Source organism: Macrococcoides caseolyticum, from assembly GCF_002902665.1.
In the GTDB taxonomy this organism is placed as follows: domain Bacteria; phylum Bacillota; class Bacilli; order Staphylococcales; family Staphylococcaceae; genus Macrococcoides; species Macrococcoides caseolyticum.
Genome location: NZ_PPRM01000015.1, coordinates 1 through 22,095 on the forward strand (window position 1 = coordinate 1; position 22,095 = coordinate 22,095).

Annotated in this window: 39 protein-coding genes; 37 read left to right on the forward strand and 2 right to left on the reverse strand. The window is 37.5% G+C overall.

Going from position 1 to position 22,095, the window contains the following annotated elements:
* Positions 1 to 121: 121 nt before the first annotated feature.
* Positions 122 to 838 (reverse strand): PepSY domain-containing protein, encoded by a 717-nt coding sequence (locus CD152_RS03010; protein ID WP_086037934.1) that lies wholly within the window; start codon positions 836 to 838, stop codon positions 122 to 124.
* Positions 839 to 1,093: 255 nt separating this feature from the next.
* On the opposite strand from CD152_RS03010, the gene CD152_RS03015 reads away from it, so the two are divergent.
* Complete coding sequence (locus CD152_RS03015) at positions 1,094 to 2,428, forward strand: NCS2 family permease (RefSeq protein ID WP_086037935.1); 1,335 nt, start codon at positions 1,094 to 1,096, stop codon at positions 2,426 to 2,428.
* Positions 2,429 to 2,467: 39 nt separating this feature from the next.
* Here the strand turns inward: CD152_RS03015 and CD152_RS03020 are convergent, their stop codons facing one another.
* Positions 2,468 to 2,872: a hypothetical protein gene (locus CD152_RS03020; protein ID WP_101140692.1), complete on the reverse strand. Its 405-nt coding sequence runs from the start codon at positions 2,870 to 2,872 to the stop codon at positions 2,468 to 2,470.
* A gap of 399 nt (positions 2,873 to 3,271) precedes the next feature.
* Here CD152_RS03020 and rpsJ point away from each other — a divergent pair, with 399 nt between their 5' ends.
* The 36 genes from rpsJ (at position 3,272) to rpsI (ending at position 21,962) form a co-directional block, all read left to right on the forward strand.
* Complete coding sequence (gene rpsJ, locus CD152_RS03025; protein WP_012656105.1) at positions 3,272 to 3,580, forward strand: 30S ribosomal protein S10; 309 nt, start codon at positions 3,272 to 3,274, stop codon at positions 3,578 to 3,580.
* Between the two features lie 25 nt (positions 3,581 to 3,605).
* The gene (gene rplC / locus CD152_RS03030; protein ID WP_012656106.1) at positions 3,606 to 4,268 is read left to right on the forward strand and encodes a 50S ribosomal protein L3; all 663 of its coding nucleotides are present in this window, start codon (positions 3,606 to 3,608) and stop codon (positions 4,266 to 4,268) included.
* 26 nt (positions 4,269 to 4,294) lie between these two features.
* Complete coding sequence (gene rplD, locus CD152_RS03035) at positions 4,295 to 4,918, forward strand: 50S ribosomal protein L4 (protein WP_012656107.1); 624 nt, start codon at positions 4,295 to 4,297, stop codon at positions 4,916 to 4,918.
* Positions 4,918 to 5,193 carry a 50S ribosomal protein L23 gene (gene rplW, locus CD152_RS03040; RefSeq protein WP_012656108.1) on the forward strand — a complete coding sequence of 92 codons (276 nt, stop codon included), beginning with the start codon at positions 4,918 to 4,920 and terminating at the stop codon, positions 5,191 to 5,193. The genes rplD and rplW overlap by 1 nt, the downstream gene beginning before the upstream one ends.
* Before the next feature lie 34 nt (positions 5,194 to 5,227).
* Complete coding sequence (gene rplB, locus CD152_RS03045; protein WP_012656109.1) at positions 5,228 to 6,058, forward strand: 50S ribosomal protein L2; 831 nt, start codon at positions 5,228 to 5,230, stop codon at positions 6,056 to 6,058.
* Positions 6,059 to 6,123: 65 nt separating this feature from the next.
* Positions 6,124 to 6,402 carry a 30S ribosomal protein S19 gene (rpsS, locus tag CD152_RS03050; RefSeq protein WP_012656110.1) on the forward strand — a complete coding sequence of 93 codons (279 nt, stop codon included), beginning with the start codon at positions 6,124 to 6,126 and terminating at the stop codon, positions 6,400 to 6,402.
* A gap of 22 nt (positions 6,403 to 6,424) precedes the next feature.
* Positions 6,425 to 6,799 carry a 50S ribosomal protein L22 gene (rplV, locus tag CD152_RS03055; protein WP_012656111.1) on the forward strand — a complete coding sequence of 125 codons (375 nt, stop codon included), beginning with the start codon at positions 6,425 to 6,427 and terminating at the stop codon, positions 6,797 to 6,799.
* Between the two features lie 25 nt (positions 6,800 to 6,824).
* Complete coding sequence (gene rpsC, locus CD152_RS03060; protein WP_012656112.1) at positions 6,825 to 7,478, forward strand: 30S ribosomal protein S3; 654 nt, start codon at positions 6,825 to 6,827, stop codon at positions 7,476 to 7,478.
* A gap of 2 nt (positions 7,479 to 7,480) precedes the next feature.
* Positions 7,481 to 7,915, forward strand: coding sequence for a 50S ribosomal protein L16 (gene rplP, locus CD152_RS03065; RefSeq protein ID WP_103214382.1), 435 nt, complete (start codon positions 7,481 to 7,483; stop codon positions 7,913 to 7,915).
* The gene (gene rpmC, locus CD152_RS03070; RefSeq protein ID WP_041635771.1) at positions 7,905 to 8,117 is read left to right on the forward strand and encodes a 50S ribosomal protein L29; all 213 of its coding nucleotides are present in this window, start codon (positions 7,905 to 7,907) and stop codon (positions 8,115 to 8,117) included. The genes rplP and rpmC overlap by 11 nt, the downstream gene beginning before the upstream one ends.
* 22 nt (positions 8,118 to 8,139) lie before the next feature.
* A complete protein-coding gene (gene rpsQ, locus CD152_RS03075) occupies positions 8,140 to 8,403 on the forward strand; it encodes a 30S ribosomal protein S17 (RefSeq protein ID WP_012656115.1) in 264 nt (87 codons plus the stop codon).
* Positions 8,404 to 8,432: 29 nt separating this feature from the next.
* Positions 8,433 to 8,801: a 50S ribosomal protein L14 gene (gene rplN, locus CD152_RS03080; RefSeq protein WP_086041702.1), complete on the forward strand. Its 369-nt coding sequence runs from the start codon at positions 8,433 to 8,435 to the stop codon at positions 8,799 to 8,801.
* A 31-nt stretch (positions 8,802 to 8,832) separates the two neighbouring features.
* Complete coding sequence (rplX, locus tag CD152_RS03085; RefSeq protein ID WP_012656117.1) at positions 8,833 to 9,141, forward strand: 50S ribosomal protein L24; 309 nt, start codon at positions 8,833 to 8,835, stop codon at positions 9,139 to 9,141.
* Between the two features lie 23 nt (positions 9,142 to 9,164).
* Positions 9,165 to 9,704 carry a 50S ribosomal protein L5 gene (rplE, locus tag CD152_RS03090; protein ID WP_012656118.1) on the forward strand — a complete coding sequence of 180 codons (540 nt, stop codon included), beginning with the start codon at positions 9,165 to 9,167 and terminating at the stop codon, positions 9,702 to 9,704.
* Positions 9,705 to 9,732: 28 nt separating this feature from the next.
* Complete coding sequence (rpsN, locus tag CD152_RS03095; protein ID WP_008356542.1) at positions 9,733 to 9,918, forward strand: 30S ribosomal protein S14; 186 nt, start codon at positions 9,733 to 9,735, stop codon at positions 9,916 to 9,918.
* Between the two features lie 29 nt (positions 9,919 to 9,947).
* A complete protein-coding gene (gene rpsH / locus CD152_RS03100) occupies positions 9,948 to 10,346 on the forward strand; it encodes a 30S ribosomal protein S8 (RefSeq protein ID WP_012656119.1) in 399 nt (132 codons plus the stop codon).
* Positions 10,347 to 10,375: 29 nt separating this feature from the next.
* Positions 10,376 to 10,912 (forward strand): 50S ribosomal protein L6, encoded by a 537-nt coding sequence (gene rplF, locus CD152_RS03105; protein ID WP_012656120.1) that lies wholly within the window; start codon positions 10,376 to 10,378, stop codon positions 10,910 to 10,912.
* A gap of 27 nt (positions 10,913 to 10,939) precedes the next feature.
* Entirely contained in the window at positions 10,940 to 11,302 is a 363-nt protein-coding gene (rplR, locus tag CD152_RS03110; RefSeq protein ID WP_086041704.1) for a 50S ribosomal protein L18, read from the forward strand.
* Positions 11,303 to 11,320: 18 nt separating this feature from the next.
* Complete coding sequence (gene rpsE, locus CD152_RS03115) at positions 11,321 to 11,818, forward strand: 30S ribosomal protein S5 (protein ID WP_012656122.1); 498 nt, start codon at positions 11,321 to 11,323, stop codon at positions 11,816 to 11,818.
* Positions 11,819 to 11,832: 14 nt separating this feature from the next.
* Positions 11,833 to 12,012, forward strand: a complete 180-nt coding sequence (gene rpmD / locus CD152_RS03120; protein WP_012656123.1) for a 50S ribosomal protein L30 — start codon at positions 11,833 to 11,835, stop codon at positions 12,010 to 12,012.
* A gap of 29 nt (positions 12,013 to 12,041) precedes the next feature.
* Complete coding sequence (gene rplO / locus CD152_RS03125; RefSeq protein WP_086037937.1) at positions 12,042 to 12,482, forward strand: 50S ribosomal protein L15; 441 nt, start codon at positions 12,042 to 12,044, stop codon at positions 12,480 to 12,482.
* A complete protein-coding gene (gene secY, locus CD152_RS03130; protein ID WP_101140691.1) occupies positions 12,482 to 13,771 on the forward strand; it encodes a preprotein translocase subunit SecY in 1,290 nt (429 codons plus the stop codon). Before rplO ends, secY begins: the two co-directional genes overlap by 1 nt.
* A 17-nt stretch (positions 13,772 to 13,788) precedes the next feature.
* The gene (locus CD152_RS03135) at positions 13,789 to 14,436 is read left to right on the forward strand and encodes an adenylate kinase (protein WP_012656126.1); all 648 of its coding nucleotides are present in this window, start codon (positions 13,789 to 13,791) and stop codon (positions 14,434 to 14,436) included.
* Positions 14,437 to 14,490: 54 nt separating this feature from the next.
* A complete protein-coding gene (locus tag CD152_RS03140) occupies positions 14,491 to 14,772 on the forward strand; it encodes a KOW motif-containing protein (protein ID WP_041636270.1) in 282 nt (93 codons plus the stop codon).
* 20 nt (positions 14,773 to 14,792) lie between these two features.
* Positions 14,793 to 15,011 carry a translation initiation factor IF-1 gene (gene infA, locus CD152_RS03145; protein ID WP_001118443.1) on the forward strand — a complete coding sequence of 73 codons (219 nt, stop codon included), beginning with the start codon at positions 14,793 to 14,795 and terminating at the stop codon, positions 15,009 to 15,011.
* Between the two features lie 35 nt (positions 15,012 to 15,046).
* Positions 15,047 to 15,160, forward strand: coding sequence for a 50S ribosomal protein L36 (gene rpmJ / locus CD152_RS03150; RefSeq protein WP_003156543.1), 114 nt, complete (start codon positions 15,047 to 15,049; stop codon positions 15,158 to 15,160).
* Positions 15,161 to 15,179: 19 nt separating this feature from the next.
* Entirely contained in the window at positions 15,180 to 15,545 is a 366-nt protein-coding gene (gene rpsM, locus CD152_RS03155; RefSeq protein WP_012656127.1) for a 30S ribosomal protein S13, read from the forward strand.
* A 20-nt stretch (positions 15,546 to 15,565) separates the two neighbouring features.
* Positions 15,566 to 15,955, forward strand: a complete 390-nt coding sequence (rpsK, locus tag CD152_RS03160; RefSeq protein ID WP_012656128.1) for a 30S ribosomal protein S11 — start codon at positions 15,566 to 15,568, stop codon at positions 15,953 to 15,955.
* Between the two features lie 80 nt (positions 15,956 to 16,035).
* Positions 16,036 to 16,980, forward strand: a complete 945-nt coding sequence (locus tag CD152_RS03165) for a DNA-directed RNA polymerase subunit alpha (RefSeq protein ID WP_012656129.1) — start codon at positions 16,036 to 16,038, stop codon at positions 16,978 to 16,980.
* 18 nt (positions 16,981 to 16,998) lie between these two features.
* Positions 16,999 to 17,367 (forward strand): 50S ribosomal protein L17, encoded by a 369-nt coding sequence (gene rplQ / locus CD152_RS03170; protein WP_012656130.1) that lies wholly within the window; start codon positions 16,999 to 17,001, stop codon positions 17,365 to 17,367.
* A gap of 267 nt (positions 17,368 to 17,634) precedes the next feature.
* Complete coding sequence (locus CD152_RS03175) at positions 17,635 to 18,456, forward strand: energy-coupling factor transporter ATPase (protein ID WP_232237440.1); 822 nt, start codon at positions 17,635 to 17,637, stop codon at positions 18,454 to 18,456.
* Positions 18,453 to 19,307, forward strand: a complete 855-nt coding sequence (locus CD152_RS03180; protein WP_103214383.1) for an energy-coupling factor transporter ATPase — start codon at positions 18,453 to 18,455, stop codon at positions 19,305 to 19,307. Before CD152_RS03175 ends, CD152_RS03180 begins: the two co-directional genes overlap by 4 nt.
* The gene (locus CD152_RS03185) at positions 19,300 to 20,097 is read left to right on the forward strand and encodes an energy-coupling factor transporter transmembrane component T family protein (protein WP_086037943.1); all 798 of its coding nucleotides are present in this window, start codon (positions 19,300 to 19,302) and stop codon (positions 20,095 to 20,097) included. Before CD152_RS03180 ends, CD152_RS03185 begins: the two co-directional genes overlap by 8 nt.
* Before the next feature lie 9 nt (positions 20,098 to 20,106).
* Complete coding sequence (truA, locus tag CD152_RS03190) at positions 20,107 to 20,928, forward strand: tRNA pseudouridine(38-40) synthase TruA (protein WP_103214384.1); 822 nt, start codon at positions 20,107 to 20,109, stop codon at positions 20,926 to 20,928.
* A gap of 184 nt (positions 20,929 to 21,112) precedes the next feature.
* Positions 21,113 to 21,550 carry a 50S ribosomal protein L13 gene (gene rplM / locus CD152_RS03195; protein WP_012656135.1) on the forward strand — a complete coding sequence of 146 codons (438 nt, stop codon included), beginning with the start codon at positions 21,113 to 21,115 and terminating at the stop codon, positions 21,548 to 21,550.
* Positions 21,551 to 21,569: 19 nt separating this feature from the next.
* Positions 21,570 to 21,962 (forward strand): 30S ribosomal protein S9, encoded by a 393-nt coding sequence (gene rpsI, locus CD152_RS03200; RefSeq protein ID WP_012656136.1) that lies wholly within the window; start codon positions 21,570 to 21,572, stop codon positions 21,960 to 21,962.
* Positions 21,963 to 22,095: the final 133 nt, after the last annotated feature.

The window sequence follows — 22,095 nt, forward strand, 5'->3', positions numbered from 1 at the left end:
TGGATATTTTGCTAATTTCTTTAAAATAACAATATTTTTCGAAGAAAAAAGACAAACTCACTTTTAGAATTGTGAGTTTGTCTTCAGTCTGAGATGCTGAGACAAATGTCTCAGCATCTTTTTATGCATCTTGAGATAAGATTTTCATATCTTTAGCATCGAGTTCAAACTCTTTCGTTTTACCATCTTGTCCTTTCAACTCAACATTATATTTAAATCTTCCATCATCATGATCAAGTGACCATTCTTTAATCTCACCATTGTAAACTTTTTGTGTTGCTTTAATAATTTTATCAGCAGGCACAAACTCACCGTAGTCAAATGTTTTTTCATTATCTTTATCATTTTCTACTTCAGAAGAGATAATTTTGTTTTGTTCAGCGTTTACTTTGATTTCATGTGTCTTTTGGTTTGTATCGATTAAGGAAATTTCATAAATCCATTGGCCCATATCATGGTCGAATGAAATGCTTTCTAACTCACCATCAACTTTCTTCTGTGCTGTTTTAATTGCTTCTTCTGGTGAAAGTTTAATGTCCTCTAGTTTAATAGAAGCTTCATCTTTGTCGTTATCATCATCTGCTTCAGACGCTTCATCTTTATTATCTACGTCATCTGAATCTTCTGCACTGCTTTTGCCTTCTTGTTTTGCATCATTATTTTCATCGTTGTTATCATCTTTATCATTTGTATCTGTCGCTTTAGTATCAGTAGTTTCTGATTGCTGTTCCTGTTTAGTTTCATCCTTTGGTGATTTTTCAACATCATTTGTGTCATTATTACAAGCAGCAAGTGCTAAAGTTGAAGATAGGATCAAACTTAATATTTTAAATTTCATAATTATAGCTCCTCCTTTAATTATTTATATAATTCATTCCCTAAATATATACAAAAAAACATTCTAATGATTTGTATGCAGTTTTTATATGATTAAGACAGAATAACTATAGAAAGTTGAAAGGATATGACTTTATGATAAGGAAAATGATTGAAATACGAATATTAAAATTAAAATTGATAAAATTGTATTGATTTTTCCGAACATTGAGATTAGACTATACAAGTATAAAAATTAAAAAGAGGGAAGTGCACAATGAGAAATTATTTTAAGTTTGATGAATTAGGCACAAATTATAAGCGAGAGATAATTGGGGGCTTAACGACATTCCTATCGATGGCCTACATATTAGCGGTCAATCCTGCAATGTTATCACTCGCTGGTGTTGAAGGTATCCCGGATAGTATGCGTATGGATGCTGGTGCGGTCTTTGTTGCGACAATTCTTGCTTCAATAGTAGGCTGTTTGTTCATGGGACTAATTGCAAACTATCCCATTGCGTTAGCTCCTGGTATGGGATTGAATGCATTTTTTGCATTCACAGTCGTATTACAGTACAACATTCCGTGGCAGACAGGTTTAACGGGTGTACTATTCTCAGGAGTATTCTTTGCATTACTGACGATGACAGGTTTACGTGAAACGATTATCAACGCAATTCCTTTCGAACTGAAGATGGCTGTATCAGCGGGTATAGGTCTTTTTATTACCTTTGTAGGTTTAAAAGGTGCAGGCATTGTAAAAGGGAATGAATCGACTTTAGTATCATTAGGTAATGTCCATGATCCACATGTATTATTAGCGGTTGGTGGCATTGCATTAACAATTATTCTTATGGCAAAACGCGTTCCAGGAAGCATCTTTATCGGAATGGTATTAACAGCGATATTTGGTATGCTCTTCGGACTTATTGATGCACCAAAGCAAATTGTCGGTTCAGTGCCAAGTATCGAACCAACATTCGGAAAAGCATTCGATGCATTTGCACATCCAGAACACATCTTTAACCTGCAATTTTTAGTGATCGTATTAACATTCTTATTTATTGACTTCTTTGATACAGCGGGTACACTAGTTGCTGTTGCAACGCAGGCGAACCTAGTGAAGGATAACAAATTGCCACGTGCGGGGCGTTCTTTATTTGCAGATTCATTAGCGACAATTGTAGGTGCTATTTTCGGTACGTCTACGACAACCTCTTATATCGAATCTTCAGCAGGGGTTGCAGTAGGTGCCAGAACAGGATTTGCAAGTGTGGTTACGGCATTATGTTTCGCCTTAGCACTTTTCTTCTCACCTCTTATGTCCGTTGTAACGAGTGCGGTGACTGCACCTGCTCTAGTAATCGTGGGTGTATTAATGGTGGCGAACTTAAATAAAATAGAGTGGAACAAGTTTGAAATTGCAGTTCCTGCATTTTTAACTATTATTATGATGCCACTTACGTATTCGATTGCTACAGGTATTGCATGTGGATTTATTTTCTATCCGATAACGATGCTAATGGCAAATCGCAGAAAAGAGATTCACCCAATTATGTATTTCATGGCAGTAGTATTTATTTTATACTTTATATTTATCCAGCACTAAAAAACAAGGAGCTCAGACATGTGTCTGAGCTCCTTGTTTTTATTTTTCTTTGTTATAATCTCTCACAGTCTCGCCGCTGCGGTATGGATCATAGTAAGTCGTATTTCCACGATATTCTCTCGTGTTGATGACAATAAAGATATAGGCGATCATTAAGAACGCCATTAGCCAATGCATGAACATTCCGAGTATCGGAAAGAATGCGAAAGCATTCGCTAACAATCCTGTAAATGCAATAACGGATAATGAAAATCTCGTTTCATTAGAACGATCGAGCGCAGATATCAAAAACATGATAAAGTACAGCGTAATATTAGTTCCAAGTGGTGCCCAAGCAAGACTTAAAATGTATGCACCCCCAATACCAGGGATTCCTAGAAATATTTCTTTTAATAACATAATGATTCCAAGTGTTAACAAAGTCATTTTCATCATTCGCTTCATATATATGAGCCTCCATTAGTAATATAAATGTAACAAAAATACTTTTGTTACATTAATTATATCATGTTATAATAAACTATTGAATTGTACTGCTTAGTGTATTAGAAGTTACCTAAAGATAAAACATCTTCTATATAATATGTAGAATTCTTTTTTTATTAGTCGATAGAAATTCCCCAGACGAACTTATTTCATACTCTCCAAAAAACTTTTTATAAATATCTAGTTATCTATTGCTAAATGGCTGATATTCGTGTATTATATCTACTGTTGGACTTTAAAAAGCGATGAAGCGAGAGGTTACTGACACACCCGGCCGCTTTGCCATGGCGATGTGTGAGACAATTTTCGTGGAGAAGTCTATCAAACTAAAATAGACGTACAAGAGGAGGTAAAATTATGGCAAAACAAAAAATTCGTATTCGTTTGAAAGCGTATGATCACCGTATTATCGATCAATCAGCTGAAAAAATCGTAGAAACTGCAAAACGTTCAGGTGCAGAAGTATCGGGACCGATTCCGTTACCAACGGAAAAAACAGTTTATACAATTATCCGTGCCGTTCATAAGTACAAAGATTCTCGTGAACAGTTCGAGCAACGCACGCACAAACGTTTAATCGACATCGTTAACCCAACACCTAAAACAGTTGATGCTCTTATGGGCTTAAACTTACCATCAGGTGTAGACATCGAAATCAAATTATAATAAAAAGTAGGAGGTGCGACTTTCGATGACCAAAGGAATCTTAGGAAGAAAAGTAGGAATGACTCAAGTTTTCGGTGAAAACGGAGAATTAATTCCAGTAACAGTAGTAGAAGCAGCGCAAAACGTAGTATTACAAAAGAAAACTGAAGAAGTTGATGGTTATTCATCAATCCAAATCGGTTTTGAAGACAAACAAGCTTATAAAGCAGATCGCAAATCAAATAAATTTGCAACGAAACCAGCTGAAGGCCATGCTAAAAAAGCGGGTACAGCACCTAAGCGCTTCATTCGTGAGTTCAGAAATGTAGATACTGAAGCTTACGAAGTAGGTCAAGAAGTCACTGTGGATACATTCCAGACTGGTGACATTGTTGACGTGACAGGAGTTTCTAAAGGTAAAGGTTTCCAAGGTGCAATTAAGCGCCACGGACAGTCACGTGGACCAATGAGTCACGGTTCTCGTTACCACAGACGCCCAGGTTCAATGGGTATGGCATCTGACGCTTCTAAAGTATTTAAAGGTAAAGCATTACCAGGCCGTATGGGCGGTAATACAGTTACTATGCAAAACTTAGAAATCGTTAAAGTAGACGCTGAAAACAATGTTATCTTAGTAAAAGGTAATGTTCCTGGACCTAAAAAAGGTTTAGTTAAAATTCAAACTTCAATTAAAAAAGGTAATAAATAGTATCTGCGAAAGGAGGAAATAACATAATGGCTAATTATGATGTATTAAAAGTAGATGGAACAAAAGCAGGTTCAATCGAATTAAACGATAACGTATTCGGAATCGAACCTAATCAACATGTATTATTCGAAGCGATCAACTTACAAAGAGCTTCAATGCGTCAAGGTACTCACGCAGTCAAAAATCGTTCGGCAGTGAGCGGTGGTGGACGTAAACCTTGGAAACAAAAAGGTACAGGTCGTGCACGTCAAGGTACAATCCGTGCGCCACAATGGCGTGGTGGTGGTATCGTATTCGGACCAACACCAAGAAGTTATTCATACAAAATGCCTAAGAAAATGCGTCGTTTAGCTTTACGTTCTGCTTTATCAGCGAAAGTACAAGAAAACGCATTTACAGTTTTAGAATCATTAACATTTGATGCTCCTAAAACAAAAGAATTCAAAAACATGACAACAACTTTAGAATTACCTAAAAAAGTATTGTTCGTTGTTGAAGCTGAAGATGTAAACGTAGCTTTATCAGCACGTAACATCCCTGGCGTAACTGTTATTACTACTACTGGCTTAAACGTATTAGATATCGTTCATGCGAACCAAGTAGTAATGACTAAAGGTGCAGTTGAAAAAGTAGAGGAGGTGCTTGGTTAATGGAAAATCGCGATATTATTAAGCGCCCCGTTATCACTGAACGTTCATCTGAACAAATGGCACAAGATAAATACACTTTTGATGTAGATACACGTGCTAACAAAACGCAAATCAAAATTGCAATTGAAGATATCTTCAATGTAAAAGTTGATAAAGTAAACGTTATGAATTACAAAGCTAAGAAAAAACGTGTTGGCCGTTACAACGGTTACACAAACAAAAGAAGAAAAGCGATCGTAACTTTAAAAGAAGGTTCAATTGACTTCTTCAACTAAAATAAACATTTACCATTAAGGAGGTAAAACGACAATGGCAATTAAACATTATAAGCCAATAACAAACGGTCGTCGTAATATGACAGGTTCAGATTTCGCTGAAATTACGTCAACGTCACCTGAAAAGTCATTACTTGCTCCCCTTCCGAGAAAAGCGGGACGTAATAACCAAGGTAAGTTAACTGTACGTCACAGAGGTGGCGGTCATAAACGTCAATACCGTATTATTGATTTCAAACGTAATAAAGATGGTATCCCTGCAAAAGTGGCAACGATCGAGTACGATCCAAACCGTTCAGCAAATATCGCATTATTACACTACTTAGATGGTGAAAAACGTTACATCATCGCACCTAAAGGTTTAACTGTAGGAACTCAAGTAGTTAACGGACCAGAAGCAGATATTAAAGTAGGTAACTGTTTGCCTCTTCAAAATATCCCAGTTGGTACAGTTATCCACAATATCGAGTTAAAACCTGGTAAAGGTGGACAATTAGTACGTTCTGCTGGAGCAAGTGCTCAAGTACTTGGTAAAGAAGGTAAATACGTATTAGTTCGTTTAAAATCTGGTGAGGTTCGTATGATTCTTTCAACTTGCCGTGCTACAATTGGTCAAGTAGGTAACGAACAACACGAATTAATCAACATCGGTAAAGCTGGACGTTCAAGATGGAAAGGTATCCGTCCTACAGTTCGTGGTTCTGTAATGAACCCTAACGATCACCCACACGGTGGTGGTGAAGGTCGTACTTCAATCGGTCGTCCATCTCCAATGTCACCATGGGGTAAACCAACCCTTGGTAAGAAAACTCGTAAGAAGAAAAACCGTTCTAACAAACTTATCGTTCGTGGACGTAAAAAATAATAATAACTTACTCAAGTTAGCGGCCTAGCCGCTAACGCAGCAGTAAGAATGAGGGAGGCGCCATAATGGCTCGTAGTCTTAAAAAAGGACCTTTCATCGATGATCACTTAATGAAAAAAGTTGAAGCATTAGAGGAAGGCGGCAAAAAAACAGTAATCAAAACTTGGTCACGTCGCTCTACAATTTTCCCAAACTTTATTGGACATACTATCGCAGTATACGATGGTCGTAAACACGTACCTGTATACGTAACTGAAGATATGGTTGGACATAAATTAGGAGAATTCGCACCTACACGTACTTACAAAGGTCACGGTGCAGACGACAAGAAAACTAAACGCTAATTTCAGATAAGGAGGAATAACCATGGAAGCAAAAGCGGTTGCAAGAACAATCAGAATCGCACCTCGTAAAGTGAGATTAGTTTTAGATCTTATCAGAGGTAAAGAAGTAGCGGAAGCTATTGCTATTTTAAAATTAACAAACAAAGCATCATCACCTGTAGTTGAAAAGTTATTAATGTCAGCATTAGCAAATGCAGAGCATAACTATGATATGAACATTGATTCTTTAGTTGTTAAAGAAGCTTATGCAAACGAAGGACCAACTTTAAAACGTTTCCGTCCACGTGCACAAGGTCGTGCAAGTGCTATCAATAAACGTACAAGCCACATCACTATCGTTGTAGCTGACAAAGAAGTTAAAACTTCAAACACTGAAGCTCAAGAAGAAGCAAAATAATATATCTCATTAAGGAGGGAATACAGTGGGTCAAAAAATTAATCCAATCGGACTTCGTGTCGGAATTATTCGTGACTGGGATGCGAAATGGTTTGCAGAAAAAGATTTCGCAACTTTATTACATGAAGACTTAAAAGTTCGTAAATATATTGAAGAAAACTTAAAAGACGCTTCTGTTTCTCGTGTAGAAATCGAACGCGCAGCAAATCGCGTAAACATCGCTATCCACACTGGTAAACCTGGTATGGTTATCGGTAAAGGCGGTTCAGAAATTGAAAAATTACGTAACAACTTAAACAGCTTAACTGGTAAACGTGTCCACATTAACGTTGTAGAAGTTAAGAAAGTTGATATGGATGCAAGATTAGTAGCGGAAAACATTGCACGTCAATTAGAAAACCGTGTATCATTCCGTCGTGCTCAAAAACAAGCGATCCAACGTGCTATGAAGTTAGGTGCTAAAGGTATCAAGACTCAAGTATCAGGACGTTTAGGCGGCGCAGACATCGCGCGTGCTGAACAATATTCAGAAGGAACTGTTCCACTTCATACATTACGTGCTGACATCGATTATGCACATGCTGAAGCAGACACTACTTACGGTAAACTTGGTGTTAAAGTATGGATCTATCGTGGAGAAGTTCTTCCTACAAAGAAGTCTAGTGAAGGAGGAAAATAATAATGTTATTACCAAAACGTGTAAAATACCGTCGTCAACATAGACCTAAAACAACTGGTCGTTCAAAAGGCGGAAACGAAGTAACATTTGGTGAATATGGTTTACAAGCAACAACAGCTGCTTGGATCACTTCTCGTCAAATTGAATCAGCTCGTATTGCAATGACTCGTTACATGAAACGTGGCGGAAAAGTCTGGATTAAAATTTTCCCTCACACACCTTACACTAAAAAACCTTTAGAAGTACGTATGGGTTCTGGTAAAGGTGCAGTTGAAGGATGGGTAGCAGTAGTAAAACCAGGACGTGTTATGTTTGAAATCGCGGGTGTACCTGAAGAAGTAGCACGCGAAGCATTACGTTTAGCATCTCACAAACTACCAGTGAAAACTAAGTTTGTAAAACGTGAAGAATTGGGTGGTGACACAAATGAAAGCTAAGGAAATTAGAGATTTAACCACTTCAGAAATTGAAACTAAAGTAAAGTCGCTTAAAGAGGAACTTTTCAACCTACGCTTTCAGTTAGCTACAGGTCAACTTGAAAATACAGCACGTATTCGCGAAGTTAAAAAATCAATCGCGCGTATGAAAACTGTTGTACGTGAAAGAGAAATCGAGCAACAAAAAACTGAACAAAAATAATTTTTGATAGGAGGGTACTCTTGTGAGCGAAAGAAACAATCGTAAAGTCTACACAGGTAAAGTTGTATCTGACAAAATGGATAAAACAATCACAGTTGTAGTAGAAACTTACAAAACACATTCTTTATACGGTAAACGTGTAAAGTATTCTAAAAAATACAAAGCACATGATGAAAACAATACAGCTAAAATGGGCGATATCGTTAAGATTATGGAAACACGTCCTTTATCAGCTACAAAACGCTTCCGTTTAGTAGAAGTTGTTGAAGAATCAGTAATCATTTAATAAGAAATTAGATAAAGGAGGTAACTCGAATGATCCAACAAGAATCACGCTTAAAAGTAGCAGATAACTCTGGTGCTCGTGAAGTATTAACTATTAAAGTATTAGGCGGATCTGGCCGTAAAACAGCTAACATTGGTGACGTAATCGTATGTACAGTTAAAAATGCTACACCAGGTGGCGTTGTTAAAAAGGGTGACGTTGTTAAAGCTGTTATCGTTCGTACTAAATCTGGTGTTCGTCGTAATGACGGTTCATACATCAAATTTGATGAGAACGCTTGTGTTATCATCCGTGATGACAAAGGACCTCGTGGAACACGTATCTTCGGACCTGTTGCACGTGAATTACGTGAAGGTAACTTCATGAAAATCGTATCATTAGCACCTGAAGTATTATAATAAACACTAATTAAGAGGAGGTGTCTACGACATGCATATTAAAAAAGGCGACAAAGTTATCGTTATCACAGGTAAAGATAAAGGTAAAACAGGAACTGTAATTGAAGCACTTCCTAAAAGAGATCGCGTAGTTGTTGAAGGTGTTAACATCGTGAAAAAACACCAAAAACCTACTCAAATGAATCCTGAAGGCGGCATCACAGAATTCGAAGCTGCAATTCATGTTTCAAATGTTATGTTATTAGATCCAAAGACAAACAAACCAACACGTGTTGGTACTAAGATAGAAGACGGTAAAAAAGTACGTGTAGCAAAGAAATCTGGAGAAATCATTAAATAATTATCTGGAAGGAGGTTCTCACATTGACACGTTTAAAAGAAAAATTCTTAAATGAAATCACTCCTGAAATGATGAAAAAGTTTGAATACTCATCAATCATGGAAGTGCCAAAAATTGAAAAAATCGTAGTAAACATGGGTATCGGTGATGCAGTTCAAAACTCTAAAGTTTTAGACTCAGCAGTTGAAGAACTACAAGCAATCACAGGTCAAAAACCAATGGTTACTAAAGCAAAAAAATCAATCGCAACATTCCGTTTACGTGAAGGTATGCCTATCGGGGCTAAAGTTACTTTACGTGGCGAAAGAATGTATGAATTCTTTGATAAATTAGTTAACGTTTCATTACCTCGTGTACGTGACTTCCGTGGTATTTCAAACAAAGCGTTTGATGGTCGCGGCAACTACACATTAGGTGTAAAAGAACAATTAATTTTCCCTGAAATCGATTATGATAAAGTAAGTAAAACACGTGGAATGGATATTGTTATCGTAACGACTGCTAACACTGACGAGGAAGCTCGTGAATTGTTAACACAATTCGGTATGCCATTTCAAAAGTAATCTCTAATATAAAAGGAGGCTAAATTTAGTGGCTAAAAAATCAATGATCGCTAAACAACAGCGTAAACAAAAGTTTAAAGTACAAGAATATACTCGTTGTGAACGTTGCGGACGTCCGCACTCAGTAATACGCAAATTCAAACTTTGCCGTATTTGTTTCCGTGAATTAGCTTATAAAGGTCAGATTCCTGGCGTTAAAAAAGCAAGCTGGTAAAATTCAAACCTGAAAGGAGGATATTTTAAATGACTATGTCAGATCCAATCGCAGATATGCTAACTCGCGTACGTAACGCAAACATGGTACGTCACGAGAAATTAGAATTACCTGCATCAAACATCAAAAAAGAAATTGCTGAAATCCTTAAACGTGAAGGATTCGTAAAAAGTGTTGAATATATCGAAGATGACAAACAAGGTGTTATCCGTATGTTCTTAAAATATGGTGCTAACAATGAACGTGTTATCACTGGTTTAAAACGTATTTCAAAACCTGGTTTACGTGTCTACGCTAAAGCTGATGAATTACCAAAAGTATTAAATGGCTTAGGTATCGCATTAGTTTCAACTTCTGAAGGTGTATTAACTGATAAAGAAGCGCGTCAACGTAATATTGGTGGAGAAGTATTAGCTTACATCTGGTAAGAATTAATTAAAGAAGGAGGTGCCGACAAATGAGTCGTGTTGGTAAAAAGATTATTGACATCCCAAGTGGTGTTGAAATTAAAATCGACGGTAATACTGTTACAGTTAAAGGACCTAAAGGTGAATTAACGCGTACATTTAACGAAGAATTAACATATAAATTAGAAGACAATACTTTAGAAGTAGTTCGTCCATCTGATTCTAAAGCTCATAAAACAATCCACGGAACTACTCGTGCTTTAATCGCAAACATGGTTGAAGGTGTTTCTAAAGGATTCGAAAAGAACTTAGAATTAATCGGGGTTGGTTACCGTGCACAAATGCAAGGTAAAAACCTAATCCTTAACGTTGGATACTCTCATCCTATCGAAATCGTGGCTGAAGAAGGCATTACTTTATCAGTAGATAAAAACACGAAAGTAAAAGTTGAAGGTATTTCTAAAGAGCGTGTTGGAGCAATTGCTTCTAACATCCGTGCTACTCGTCCACCAGAGCCTTACAAAGGTAAAGGGGTTCGTTACGAAGGCGAATATGTTCGTCGTAAAGAAGGTAAAACTGGTAAGTAATCTCTAAAATAGGAAAGGAGAATATTCATGATCACTAAAATCGATAAGAATAAAGTGCGTATGAAAAGACACGCTCGTGTACGTAGCAGATTAGCTGGAACTACTGAGCGTCCACGTTTAAACGTATATCGTTCAAACAAACACATCTATGCACAAGTGATTGATGACGTTAAAGGTGTAACTTTAGCTCAAGCATCAACACAAGATAAAAACTTAGGACTTGAAACAACTTCTAACGTAGAAGCTGCAGCTAAAGTTGGCGAAGCAGTAGCGAAATTAGCAGTTGAAAAAGGCGTTAAAGCAGTTGTATTTGACCGTGGAGGATACTTATTCCATGGACGTGTAAAAGCATTAGCTGATGCAGCTCGTGAAAACGGTCTAGAATTTTAATAAAAGGAGGAACTCTTAATGCGTCGTGAAAAAGAAGTTAAAGAATTTGAAGAACGCGTAGTAACGATCAACCGTGTATCTAAAGTTGTTAAGGGTGGACGTCGTATGCGTTTCACTGCTTTAGTTGTTGTCGGGGACAAGAATGGTCGCGTTGGTTTTGGTACTGGTAAAGCTCAAGAAGTACCAGAAGCAATTAAGAAAGCAATCGAAGATGCTAAGAAAAACTTAATCACTGTTCCTCGTGTGAAAGGTACTACACCTCACGAAGTTACAGGAAGATTTGGTGCAGGAAGCGTATTAATTAAGCCGGCAGCACCTGGTACAGGAGTTATCGCTGGTGGACCAGTTCGTGCCGTGTTAGAATTAGCAGGTATTACAGACATCCTTTCTAAATCTTTAGGATCTAACACACCAATCAACATGGTTCGCGCTACTGTTGAAGGTTTAAAAGAACTTAAAGTTGCTGAAGATGTTGCAAAATTACGTGGTAAATCAGTCGAAGAATTATACAATTAAGGAGGGCATTCAAAATGGCTAAAATTCAAATCACCCTCACTCGTAGTATCATCGGTCGTCCTGAGACACAACGTAAAACTGTTAAAGCTCTTGGTTTAACTAAGATGCATTCATCAGTAGAAGTTGAAGACAACCCTGCGATTCGTGGGCAAATTAACAAAGTAAGTCACTTAGTGACAGTTAAAGAATTATAATATAATTATCAATAAAAGGAGGTGCCGAAATGAAATTACATGAAATGAAACCAGTTGAAGGTGCTCGTAAAGAACGCAACCGCGTTGGTCGTGGTATGGCTTCAGGTAATGGTAAAACAAGTGGTCGTGGACACAAAGGGCAAAAGGCTCGTTCAGGTGGAGGCGTACGCTTAGGTTTCGAAGGTGGACAATTACCTTTATTCCGTCGTTTACCAAAACGTGGATTTACTAACATCAACCGTAAAGATTATGCGATTGTTAACTTAGATCAATTAAATCGTTTCGAAGATGGTACAGAGATTACTCCAGCATTATTAATTGAAACAGGTGTTGTTTCTAACGAAAAATCTGGAATCAAAGTATTAGGAAACGGTGAATTATCTAAGAAATTAACAGTAAAAGCTCACAAATTCTCAGCTTCTGCTAAAGAAGCAATCGAAGGTAAGGGCGGAACAACTGAGGTGATCTAATGTTCAGAACATTAATCAATTTCTTTAGAACTAAAGAAATTCGTAGCAAGATCATGTTTACACTCGCAATGTTAATCATCTTTAAAATCGGAACTTATATTCCGGTGCCTGGTGTTAATCCATCAGCATTTGAAAGTCAAACCAACAAAGGTATCACTGATTTGTTCAATACCTTTGGTGGTGGTGCACTTAAAAACTTCTCAATACTCGCGATGGGGATTATGCCTTATATCACTGCATCAATCGTAGTACAGTTATTACAGATGGATGTTGTACCGAAATTCACAGAATGGTCAAAGCAAGGTGAAGTGGGTCGTAAAAAGCTAACGCAATTTACACGTTACTTCACGATTATATTGGCTTTTATTCAAGGATTTGGTATGAGCTATAGTTTCAACAATATGCTTGGGGGTCAGTTGATCACCAACTCAAACGTATGGAACTTCCTACTTATCGCTATAGTATTAACAGCTGGTACTGCATTCTTAATGTGGTTAGGAGAACAAATTACAGTCCGTGGTGTAGGTAATGGTATCTCAATTATTATCTTCGGTGGTATATTATCATCTATTCCATCATCTTTAACTCAGTATTATCAACAACGTTTTGTAGGTGCTGATGACACGACGATGGCGATTATAGAAGCAATCGGAATCTTAGTTGGTATGATTATCTTAACTGCAATTGCTGTATTCTTCTTACAAGCTATACGTAAGATTCCTATTCAATATGCAAAAAGAACAACAACAAATCGTTTAGCACCACAAGCGACTTTCTTACCTTTAAAAGTAAATTCAGCAGGTGTTATTCCAGTAATCTTTGCAATGGCATTCTTTATGCTACCAAAGACGTTACAGTTATTGTTCCCTAAAGCTGAGTGGGCGAAGACGTTAGCAACACATTCTGATCCGGCACAACCAATTGGTATGGTTGTTTATGTGATCCTAATTATTTTATTTGCTTATTTTTATGCGTTTGTACAGGTTAATCCTGAACAGATGGCAGATAATTTAAGAAAGCAAGGTAGTTACGTACCAGGTATTCGTCCTGGTAAGAACACACAAAAGTATATTACGAGAGTTCTTTATCGCTTAACTTTCGTTGGGTCAATTTTCTTAGCTGCAATTGCAGTATTACCTTTACTCGTTTCTGATTTCTTAAATCTACCACAGGCACTACGCATTGGTGGTACAAGTTTATTAATCGTAATCGGGGTAGCGTTAGAAACAATTGCACAATTAAAAGCTCAACTTGGTCAGCGTGAATATAGAGGATTCAAAAGACATTAATGTCTGGAGGGCATTTTATGAATATCATTTTAATGGGCTTACCTGGAGCAGGTAAAGGAACTCAAGCGAGTGAAATTATTAAGAAATACCCGATTCCCCATATTTCTACTGGAGATATGTTTAGAGCTGCTATCAAGAACAACACCGAACTTGGACAAAAGGCAAAAAGCTTTATGGACAACGGTGAACTTGTTCCTGATGAAGTGACAATTGGTATCGTTCGTGAAAGATTATTAGAAGAAGATGCTAAGCGCGGATTTCTACTTGATGGTTTTCCAAGAACAGTTGAACAAGCTGTTGCATTGAATGATATTTTAGCAGAAGCTGATCGCAAGATCGAAGCAGTTGTTAATATTGATGTTCAAGAAGAAGAGTTGATGAATCGTCTGACAGGACGACGTATTTGTGAAACCTGTGGAACAACTTATCATTTAGTATTTAATCCACCTAAAGTAGAAGGTATCTGTGATATCGACGGTGGTAAATTATATCAACGTGCAGATGACAATCCTGAAACAGTTCGAAATCGTTTAGATGTTAACATCAAACAAACGAAACCTCTTGTTGATTTTTACACTGAACAAGGTGTATTATTTAATATTGACGGTTCGAAAGATATTAAGGACGTAACTGCTGAAGTTGAAGCTGTATTACAAAAGCTTTAATCGTTTACCTAGAATTCACCTCTTTGGTGAGATACAAGCGTGGATGTGATCAGTTTGAATCAAGCGAACATTGGTCAAATTGTCACGATAAGTCGTGGCAAAGACAAAGGACTATATGGAGTAATTATTTCTATTATTGATCAACGATTTGTACTTGTTGCAGATGGAGATAAACGGAAGATGAAACATCCTAAGAAAAAGAACCTGTCGCATTTAATACTAAGTGATGTTATCTCACCTGAAATTAAATCGAGTATTTCTGAAACAGGTTTTGTAACAGACGCTAAATTACGTTACGTTTTGCAAAAATATACCGCTCGAATTTCGGAATCTTGATAAAAAGGGGGAATTTGATAATGGCTAAACAAGATGTAATTGAATTAGAAGGTACTGTACTTGATACTTTACCAAATGCAATGTTTAAAGTAGAATTAGAAAATGGTCATGAGATCTTAGCGCATGTTAGCGGTAAAATTCGTATGAACTATATCCGTATTCTACCTGGCGACAAAGTAACAGTAGAAATGAGTCCTTACGACTTAACTCGTGGACGCATTACGTATCGTTATAAATAATAAGAACTCCAATATTAAATTAGGAGGTAAGAAACATGAAAGTAAGACCATCAGTTAAACCCATTTGTGAAAAATGTAAAGTTATTCGCAGAAAAGGTAAAGTAATGGTAATTTGTGAAAATCCGAAACACAAACAAAAACAAGGATAAGAAAATGGAGGTGTAATAAATGGCACGTATCGCAGGTGTAGACGTACCACGTGAGAAACGCGTAGTTATCGCATTAACTTACATTTATGGTATTGGTAGAACTTCGGCACAAAAAATTCTAGCAGAAGCTAATGTTTCTGAAGATACTCGTGTGCGCGATTTAACAGAAGACGAGTTAGGTAGAATCCGTGAAATCGTTGATGGATACAAAGTAGAAGGGGATCTTCGTCGTGAAGTGAACTTAAACATCAAACGTTTAATGGAGATTGCATCATATAGAGGTATCCGTCACCGTCGTGGTTTACCAACACGTGGACAAAATACTAAAAACAATGCACGTACTCGTAAAGGTCCAGTTAAGACTGTGGCTAACAAGAAGAAATAATAAGTAAAGGAGTGAGCTAAATGGCACGTAAACAAGTATCACGTAAGCGTAGAGTGAAAAAGAATATTGAAAACGGTGTTGCACACATCCGTTCAACATTCAACAATACAATCGTAACAATTACTGATGAATTCGGTAATGCTTTATCATGGTCATCTGCTGGTGCATTAGGTTTCAGAGGTTCTCGTAAATCTACACCATTCGCAGCTCAAATGGCTTCAGAAACTGCTTCTAAAGCAGCGATGGAACATGGCTTAAAAACTGTAGAAGTAACTGTTAAAGGACCTGGTCAAGGTCGTGAAGCAGCAATTCGTGCGTTACAATCAGCTGGATTAGAAATTACAGCAATTAAAGACGTTACTCCAGTTCCACATAACGGTTGTCGTCCACCGAAACGTCGTCGCGTATAATTTTGAATTAGTATCAAAGACACTTATAATAGTATATAGGACTAAAAAAATTATTCGACGTTGTTGAAGGAGGATATATAATGATTGAAATCGAAAAGCCTAGAATTGAGACAGTAGAAATTAGTGAAGATTCTAAATTCGGTAAATTCGTAGTTGAACCGTTAGAACGTGGTTATGGTACAACATTAGGAAACTCCTTACGTCGTATCTTATTATCTTCATTACCAGGTGCGGCTGTTAAGAACATTGAAATCGAAGGCGTATTACATGAATTTTCAGCAATTGAAAACGTTGTTGAAGATGTTACATCAATTATCATGAACATAAAGAAGCTAGCGCTTAAAATCTATTCTGATGAAGATAAAACGTTAGAAATCGATGTTAAAGATGAAGGTGTCGTTACTGCTAAAGATATCATGCACGACAGCGATGTTGAGATTTTAAATCCAGATTTAAAAATTGCAACAGTATCTAAAGGTGGACACTTAAAAATGCGTTTAATTGCTAATGCAGGGCGCGGTTATACTTTAGCTGAAGATAATAATACAAGTGATTTACCAATTGGGGTTATTCCAGTTGATTCAATCTACACACCAGTTGAGCGTGTAAACTATCAAGTTGAGAATACACGTGTAGGTCAAAGTACGAACTTTGACAAATTAACTTTAGATGTATGGACTGACGGATCAATAACACCACAAGAAGCAATTTCTTTAGGTGCTAAGATTATGACAGAACATTTAAATATCTTCGTTGATTTAACTGATGAAGCACAAAATGCTGAAATCATGATTGAAAAAGAAGAAGATCACAAAGAAAAAGTTCTAGAGATGTCTATAGAAGAACTTGATTTATCAGTTCGTTCTTATAACTGTCTGAAACGTGCAGGTATTAATTCTGTTCAGGAATTAGCTGACAAATCAGAAGCTGATATGATGAAAGTTCGTAACTTAGGACGCAAGTCTTTAGAAGAAGTTAAGTTTAAATTAGAAGACTTAGGTCTTGGATTAAGAAAAGAAGACTGATAAAGGAGGTTACGATTCATGGGTTACAGAAAATTAGGACGTACGTCTGATCAACGTAAAGCGATGTTACGCGACTTAGCAACTTCTTTAATCGTTAACGAGCGTATCGAAACGACTGAAGCGCGTGCAAAAGAATTACGTAAAATCGTAGAAAAATTAATTACTTTAGGTAAACGTGGAGATTTACATGCGCGTCGTCAAGCAGCTACTGTATTACGTCGTGTTGAAATCTTAAACGAAGACGAAACTACACAATTTGCAATTCAAAAATTATTCACTGATATCGCGCCACGTTACACTGAGCGTCAAGGTGGATACACTAGAACGATGAAAGTTGGACCACGTCGTGGAGACGGTTCAGAAATGGTAATCATCGAGTTAGTTTAATCAGTAAATTATCAAGAATATGGATTCACTTATCTTACACATACACACACTTTAAGCAAATGAGTGCAACGATAATGTTTGCCACACACAGATATTGTCTAGCTCAGAGTAGCCTGCCAAATTGAATAACCACATGCGTGAACTCAACTGGCAGGGTGCGCGCTTTTTTTCATTAAACCTGGCATCCCGGGTTTTTTGTTTTATATAGCTATTTTTTGTGTTAAATGTCTGATGGATGTTTAACAGAGAATATAGCATGTTATACTAATGAAAAAGATTCGAGGTGACAATATGCAGTCTGCGGTCGTAGTAAATCATTTATCTTATCGTTATGAAGATGGCCCACAAGTATTGAACGATGTGTCGTTTACCATTGAACATGGCGAGTGGATATCCATCGTAGGACATAACGGATCCGGGAAGTCTACGTTACTTAAACTTATGGGTGCAATCATGCCAGTCACTGAAGGTGAAGTCTATATAGATGGCATCAATGTGACAGAAGATACGTTTAGCGATGTTCACGAAAAGATTGGAATCGTATTTCAAAATCCAGACAATCAATTCGTTGGTGCAACTGTTGAAGATGATGTTGCGTTTGGACTGGAGAACTATGGTATTCCTTACGATGAAATGCATAAAAGCGTTCTGGAGGCATTGAATGATGTCGATATGGGTGCATATTTAACACATGAGCCCCATCACTTATCTGGTGGGCAGAAACAGCGTGTTGCAATTGCAGGTGTTATTGCATTGAGTCCAGATATTATTATATTAGATGAAGCGACAAGTATGCTGGATCCTGAAGGCAGAATAGAAATATTAGAAGTGATTCGTAAATTACAACGTGAGAAGAACTTAACAGTGATACATATTACGCATCACCTAGAAGAAACGCTTGATAGTGATCGTATTTTGGTGATGAATAAAGGTGCGCTTGTTTTATGCGGTACACCTGAAGAAATATATGCTCATAGTGAGACTTTAATAACTATTGGTCTTGATCTGCCATTTGAGATGAAACTGAATCGATTGATTTTTAACGAAGATGCGTTTGTTACAGAAATGGAGCTGCTGAATAAACTATGACGATTACATTAAATAACTTAGGCTATTATTATTCAAAAGGCACTCCATTTGAAGTACGTGCCCTCTATAATATCGATATGCATATTGAAGCACGTATGTTTTATGGCATGATCGGCCACACAGGTTCTGGAAAGTCGACCGTTATTCAGCATTTCAATGCGCTCGTTAAGCCGACTGAAGGCAGTATTACGATAGATGGACTAACCATCACGGATAAGACAAAGAATAAATACTTAAAACCAATCCGAAAAAAAGTAGGAATGGTCTTTCAATTTGCTGAACAGCAATTATTTGAAGAAACTGTGCTAAAAGATATTATGTTTGGACCTCTCAACTACGGAGTAGCCCCAGAAGACGCTAAAGCACGTGCATACGAGCTCGTAAAACAATTTGGTATGGATGAGTCCATATTAAATAAAAGCCCGTTTGAGCTCTCAGGAGGACAAATGAGACGTATTGCGATAATGGGTGTACTTGCAATGAACCCGGATGTGCTGATTCTTGATGAACCTACTGCGGGTCTCGACCCGAAAGGACAGCAGGAAATTATGGATATGTTTCATCGATTACAGCGTGAACTAAATATTACCGTCATACTTGTGACCCACCAGATGGAGCAGGCAGCGCGTTGTGACTATCTTTACGTTATGCATCAAGGCACTGTTGTTGATGAAGGGACACCTGAAGCAATATTCAGCAAAGATCTATCATATTATGATATCCATCCACCACATATCGTTACGTTGCAACGACAAGTTGAAGCGAAACATAATATAAAGTTTCCGAAGCTTGCACTCGATATAGAAACGTTTGCTGATATGTATAAGAACTGGAGGGAATCCAATGCTTGATAAGATGATTCTTGGACGCTTTGTGCCTTTGCAGAGCTTTGTGCACCGGTTAGATCCACGCATGAAGATGGTCTTCGTCTTTATAATGATGATCTTAATTTTCTTGATGAATAACTGGCAGACCTATGCAGTAGGCATTATCCTGATATTCATCATACTGAAGGCGTCCAACTTATCGTTTATGTTTTTATTCAATGGACTAAAACCAATACTATTCTTACTCATCTTTACATTGCTCATGCACGTCTTCTTAACGAAAGGTGGTGCGACACTCGTTGATTACGGCATCATTAACATTCAGTCACAAGGAGTAATAATGGGTATTATGATTAGTTTACGCTTTATACTTATTATCTTCTTAACAACGATTATGACACTGACGACGAGCCCGATTGAACTCACAGATGCAATAGAATCTCTACTAAAACCATTTAAGAAACTGAAACTCCCGGTTCATGAACTGGCGCTGATGATGAGTATTGCGCTGCGTTTTATACCAACGCTTATGGATGAAACACAAAAAGTGATGAAAGCACAAATGTCGCGTGGCAGTGATATGACAGCAGGAACGCTTAAAGAGCGTATTAAAGCCGTGATCCCATTACTTGTACCACTCTTTGTGTCTGCATTTAAACGCGCAGAAGACTTAGCCATCGCAATGGAAGTGAGAGGTTATAAAGGGGATGTTGGTCGTACAAAATATCGTAAGCTCGACTGGCATACATATGACACGTTGTCACTCTTAACACTTATACCGATAACACTACTCATCCTCTATTTAAAAAACTAGGAGCATATTATGGAACGCATATTATTACAACTACAATATAATGGTGCGAACTTTCAAGGATTTCAGATACAAAACGAAGGACGCACCGTACAATATGAGTTAGAACGCATATTAAAACGCATGCACAAACAATTTGTCCGAATACACCCGTCATCACGTACGGACAAAGGTGTGCACGCACGAATGCAATACGTTCACTTTGATACACCGCTCTCAATCCCGGAATCAAAGTGGCAGCATGCCTTTAATTCCGCATTACCTGACGATATATACATTACACAAGTAACGAAGATCAGTGAACATTTCCATTCACGATACGACTGTATCGGCAAAGCATATCGCTATAAAGTATACGTTGCAGAACATCGCAATGTCATGCATAGCGGACAGATAACACATATTAAGACAAAACTAGACGTTAAGAGAATGAACGACGCAGCACAACACTTTCTTGGCACGCATGACTTTACATCATTCTGTTCAGCAAAGACAGAAATAGAGAACAAAGAACGCACACTCTATCGTTTTGAAGTCACTGAGACAGCAGAAGGCTATGATTTCTATGTTATCGGAAGCGGCTTCCTCTACAATATGGTACGCATCATGGTGCAATATTTAATCGACGTCGGCACAGGACAAAAAGATGGCGACAGTATCCCTGCAATCATTCAGGCGCAAGATCGAACAAAAGCAGGCAAGACCGCCCCGGCAGAAGGACTCTATCTGGAGAAAATCTATCTCGACACTGAAACATTAAAGCAAGATATACCACAAGGCACAGCCATTATCTTTAAAAATCAGAAACACAAGATGAACGGCGAACAACTTTAACGAAAAATGAAAAATAAACACATAAATTATAGGAATACCATTGACAAACACCCTCTAAATGTTATAAGATAAACAACGGTATTGTTTAATATCAACCACGACAATAAGCCCCGGAAACTTATTGTGTTACAGATATATAGACAGGATTTAGAGGGAACTTTTTTTATTTTAGGAGGAAAATATAATGCGTCAAACATTCATGGCAAACGAATCAAACATTGACCGCAAATGGTACGTAATTGATGCTGAAGGTAAGACTATGGGTCGCCTTTCATCTGAAGTTGCATCAATCTTACGCGGTAAACATAAACCAACATTCACACCACACGTTGACTGTGGAGATCACGTGATCTTAATCAACGCTGAGAAAATTTACTTATCAGGTAACAAAGCTGAAGACAAAATTTACTACCGTCACTCAAATCACCCAGGCGGAATTAAATCAATCTCTGCTGGTGAATTACGCGAGAAAAACCCAGTGCGTTTAATGGAAACTTCAATCAAAGGTATGTTACCTAAAGGTTCTTTAGGAGACAAAATGTTCAAGAAGTTACACGTATATGCTGGAGCTGAGCATCCACATACAGCACAACAACCTGAAAACTACGAGTTACGTGGTTAATTAAGAGGAGGACAATACATTGGCACAAGTTGAATATAAAGGCACAGGCCGTCGTAAACATTCAGTAGCACGTGTTCGTTTAATTCCTGGTGAAGGAAACATCACTATCAATGGACGTGACGTACGTGACTACCTACCATTTGAATCATTAATTTTAGACTTAAACCAACCATTCGATATCACTGAAACTAAAGGTAACTACGATGTTTTAGTAAACGTTAATGGTGGAGGATTAACTGGTCAAGCACAAGCTATCCGTCATGGTATCTCACGTGCTTTATTAGAAGCAGATCCAGAATACCGTGGTTCATTAAAACGCGCGGGTATGTTAACACGTGACCCACGTATGAAAGAACGTAAAAAACCTGGTCTTAAAGGCGCTCGTCGTTCACCACAGTTCTCAAAACGTTAATATCGTTGTTATATCAGCGTTTACAACACTCTTTGGATTATTCCAAAGAGTGTTTTTTTGTATTTTTATAGAGGTGTTTAGATACCATTTAGTTACCCCTTGGGGAACTATTTTGTGTGAAGCTTGATTAAGA

Coding starts and splice junctions, on each gene's coding strand:
- truA (WP_103214384.1), top strand. CDS start 20,107: ATGGAACGCATATTATTACAACTACAATATAATGGTGCGAACTTTCAA.
- rplP (WP_103214382.1), top strand. CDS start 7,481: ATGTTATTACCAAAACGTGTAAAATACCGTCGTCAACATAGACCTAAA.
- CD152_RS03180 (WP_103214383.1), top strand. CDS start 18,453: ATGACGATTACATTAAATAACTTAGGCTATTATTATTCAAAAGGCACT.
- rpmC (WP_041635771.1), top strand. CDS start 7,905: ATGAAAGCTAAGGAAATTAGAGATTTAACCACTTCAGAAATTGAAACT.
- CD152_RS03135 (WP_012656126.1), top strand. CDS start 13,789: ATGAATATCATTTTAATGGGCTTACCTGGAGCAGGTAAAGGAACTCAA.
- rpsE (WP_012656122.1), top strand. CDS start 11,321: ATGCGTCGTGAAAAAGAAGTTAAAGAATTTGAAGAACGCGTAGTAACG.
- rpsK (WP_012656128.1), top strand. CDS start 15,566: ATGGCACGTAAACAAGTATCACGTAAGCGTAGAGTGAAAAAGAATATT.
- CD152_RS03185 (WP_086037943.1), top strand. CDS start 19,300: ATGCTTGATAAGATGATTCTTGGACGCTTTGTGCCTTTGCAGAGCTTT.
- CD152_RS03015 (WP_086037935.1), top strand. CDS start 1,094: ATGAGAAATTATTTTAAGTTTGATGAATTAGGCACAAATTATAAGCGA.
- rplN (WP_086041702.1), top strand. CDS start 8,433: ATGATCCAACAAGAATCACGCTTAAAAGTAGCAGATAACTCTGGTGCT.
- rplR (WP_086041704.1), top strand. CDS start 10,940: ATGATCACTAAAATCGATAAGAATAAAGTGCGTATGAAAAGACACGCT.
- CD152_RS03175 (WP_232237440.1), top strand. CDS start 17,635: ATGAAAAAGATTCGAGGTGACAATATGCAGTCTGCGGTCGTAGTAAAT.
- rplX (WP_012656117.1), top strand. CDS start 8,833: ATGCATATTAAAAAAGGCGACAAAGTTATCGTTATCACAGGTAAAGAT.
- rplW (WP_012656108.1), top strand. CDS start 4,918: ATGGAAAATCGCGATATTATTAAGCGCCCCGTTATCACTGAACGTTCA.
- rplQ (WP_012656130.1), top strand. CDS start 16,999: ATGGGTTACAGAAAATTAGGACGTACGTCTGATCAACGTAAAGCGATG.
- infA (WP_001118443.1), top strand. CDS start 14,793: ATGGCTAAACAAGATGTAATTGAATTAGAAGGTACTGTACTTGATACT.
- rpsM (WP_012656127.1), top strand. CDS start 15,180: ATGGCACGTATCGCAGGTGTAGACGTACCACGTGAGAAACGCGTAGTT.
- rpsS (WP_012656110.1), top strand. CDS start 6,124: ATGGCTCGTAGTCTTAAAAAAGGACCTTTCATCGATGATCACTTAATG.
- secY (WP_101140691.1), top strand. CDS start 12,482: ATGTTCAGAACATTAATCAATTTCTTTAGAACTAAAGAAATTCGTAGC.
- rplF (WP_012656120.1), top strand. CDS start 10,376: ATGAGTCGTGTTGGTAAAAAGATTATTGACATCCCAAGTGGTGTTGAA.
- rpsH (WP_012656119.1), top strand. CDS start 9,948: ATGACTATGTCAGATCCAATCGCAGATATGCTAACTCGCGTACGTAAC.
- rplC (WP_012656106.1), top strand. CDS start 3,606: ATGACCAAAGGAATCTTAGGAAGAAAAGTAGGAATGACTCAAGTTTTC.
- CD152_RS03010 (WP_086037934.1), bottom strand. CDS start 838: ATGAAATTTAAAATATTAAGTTTGATCCTATCTTCAACTTTAGCACTT.
- rpmD (WP_012656123.1), top strand. CDS start 11,833: ATGGCTAAAATTCAAATCACCCTCACTCGTAGTATCATCGGTCGTCCT.
- rplM (WP_012656135.1), top strand. CDS start 21,113: ATGCGTCAAACATTCATGGCAAACGAATCAAACATTGACCGCAAATGG.
- rplV (WP_012656111.1), top strand. CDS start 6,425: ATGGAAGCAAAAGCGGTTGCAAGAACAATCAGAATCGCACCTCGTAAA.
- rplO (WP_086037937.1), top strand. CDS start 12,042: ATGAAATTACATGAAATGAAACCAGTTGAAGGTGCTCGTAAAGAACGC.
- rpsJ (WP_012656105.1), top strand. CDS start 3,272: ATGGCAAAACAAAAAATTCGTATTCGTTTGAAAGCGTATGATCACCGT.
- CD152_RS03020 (WP_101140692.1), bottom strand. CDS start 2,872: ATGAAGCGAATGATGAAAATGACTTTGTTAACACTTGGAATCATTATG.
- rplB (WP_012656109.1), top strand. CDS start 5,228: ATGGCAATTAAACATTATAAGCCAATAACAAACGGTCGTCGTAATATG.
- rpmJ (WP_003156543.1), top strand. CDS start 15,047: ATGAAAGTAAGACCATCAGTTAAACCCATTTGTGAAAAATGTAAAGTT.
- rplD (WP_012656107.1), top strand. CDS start 4,295: ATGGCTAATTATGATGTATTAAAAGTAGATGGAACAAAAGCAGGTTCA.
- CD152_RS03165 (WP_012656129.1), top strand. CDS start 16,036: ATGATTGAAATCGAAAAGCCTAGAATTGAGACAGTAGAAATTAGTGAA.